The sequence below is a fragment of the Methylobacterium sp. WL18 genome (assembly GCF_008040015.1).
In the GTDB taxonomy this organism is placed as follows: Bacteria; Pseudomonadota; Alphaproteobacteria; order Rhizobiales; family Beijerinckiaceae; genus Methylobacterium; species Methylobacterium mesophilicum.
On the sequence record NZ_VRVD01000841.1, the window covers coordinates 1 to 1,701 of the forward strand.

General features: G+C 73.4%; 1 protein-coding gene and 1 pseudogene. Both read left to right on the top strand.

All coding sequences use genetic code 11. From position 1 onward, the window contains the following. Positions 1-1,231: apolipoprotein N-acyltransferase (gene lnt, locus FV228_RS28900; protein ID WP_147857610.1), on the top strand; the 1,231-nt coding region annotated here is incomplete at its 5' end. After that, positions 1,228-1,701: pseudogene (locus tag FV228_RS28905) on the top strand (cyanate transporter); the annotation flags it as partial. The gene lnt and the pseudogene FV228_RS28905, both read left to right, overlap by 4 nt.

Consider the following 1,701-nt stretch of genomic DNA (forward strand, 5'->3'; position numbering starts at 1 on the left):
GCTCTGGGCGCGCGGCCCGGCCCGCATCGCCGCCCTCGCGTTCGGGATCGGCGCGGCCGAGTGGCTGCGCGGACACCTGTTCACGGGTTTCCCCTGGAACACCCTCGGGATGGCGCTCGCCCAGAACCTCTGGACGCTGCAATGGGGCGCCGCGATCGGCCTCTACGGCCTGACCATCCTGGCGGTCCTGATCTGCGCCGCGCCCGCGACCCTGGCCACGGGCTCGCACCCGCGCAGCCGGTTCGGCCCGAGCGCGGCCGCCGCGATCGCCCTCGTCGGGATGGCGCTCTACGGGGCCTTGCAACTCGGCCCGCCCGACCCGGTGGTGACCGGCGTCCGCCTGCGCCTCGTCCAGCCGAACCTGCCGCAGGACGCCAAGTTCAGGCCCGAGAACCGTGCCGACATCGTCGACCGCTACATCGAGCTGAGCCAGCGCCCGACCGAGGGGGGCGAGCCCGAGCCGACCCATATCGTCTGGCCGGAATCGGCCTTCCCGTTCCTGATCCAGCGCGATCCCGACGCCCTGGCGAAGGTCGCGGCCGGCCTCAAGCCCGGGCAGCACTTGATCACCGGGGCGGCCCGGGCGGAGGAACCCCTGCCCGGCGAACGCCTGCGCTACTTCAACGCCGTGATGGTGATCGGGGCGGACGGCAGGATCTCGGACAGCTACGACAAGGTCCATCTCGTCCCGTTCGGCGAGTACCTGCCGGCGCCCCTCGACGCGGCGCTCCGGGCGTCGGGCCTGCGCCAGTTCGTGGCGATCCCCGGAGGCTTCTCGGCCGGTACGCTCGCGGCCCAGCGGATCCTGACCGTGCCGGGCCTTCCCCCGGTGGCGGCGACGATCTGCTACGAGGCGATTTTCCCGCACGCGATCCTGCCGGCGACGGCCGCTTCGGTGCCGCGCCCGCCCGGGCTGATCCTGAATGTCACCAACGATGCCTGGTTCGGCGACACGCCCGGGCCCCGCCAGCACCTGGCCCAGGCTCGGCTGCGCGCGGTCGAGGAAGGGCTACCTCTGGTGCGCGACGCCAACACCGGAATCTCCGCGGTGATCGATCCGCACGGCCGCATCGTCGCGCAGACCGCCCTCGACACGGAAACCTGGCTCGATGCCGACCTGCCCACCCGCATCGTGGGCGGCACCCTGTATGGTCAGTTCGGGGACGCCGCCTTCGCGTTGATGCTCGCCGCCTGCCTGGGCGGCGCCCTCACCGCCCGGTTGCGGGCATGAGCCCCGAGCGCACGGCCCCGGGCCGGATCCTGCTCGGCCTCGCGCTGATGCTGGTGGCGTTCAACCTGCGCCCGGCGCTCAGCACGATCGGGCCGCTGCTGGCGACCATCCGCGAGAGCACCGGGCTCAGCGCCGGCGGCGCGGCAATCCTCACCACCTTGCCGGTCCTGTGCCTGGGTATCGCGTGCGCCCTGGCGGCGCCGCTGATCCGCCGGATCGGGCCCGACCTCGCCGTGCTGGTCGGAGCCACGATCCTGGCCGCGGGCCTGACGCTCCGGGGACTCGGCGGCCTCGTGCCCCTGTTCGCCGGGACGGCGCTCGCCGCAATCGGGATCGGCCTCGACAACGTGCTGCTGCCGGCACTGGTGAAGCGCGACTTTTCCGGCAGCGGCGGGCTGATGACCGGCCTCTACACCATGACCCTCTGCCTCGGCGCTGCGGCGGGCGCGGGCGCCGCGGTGCCGGTGGAG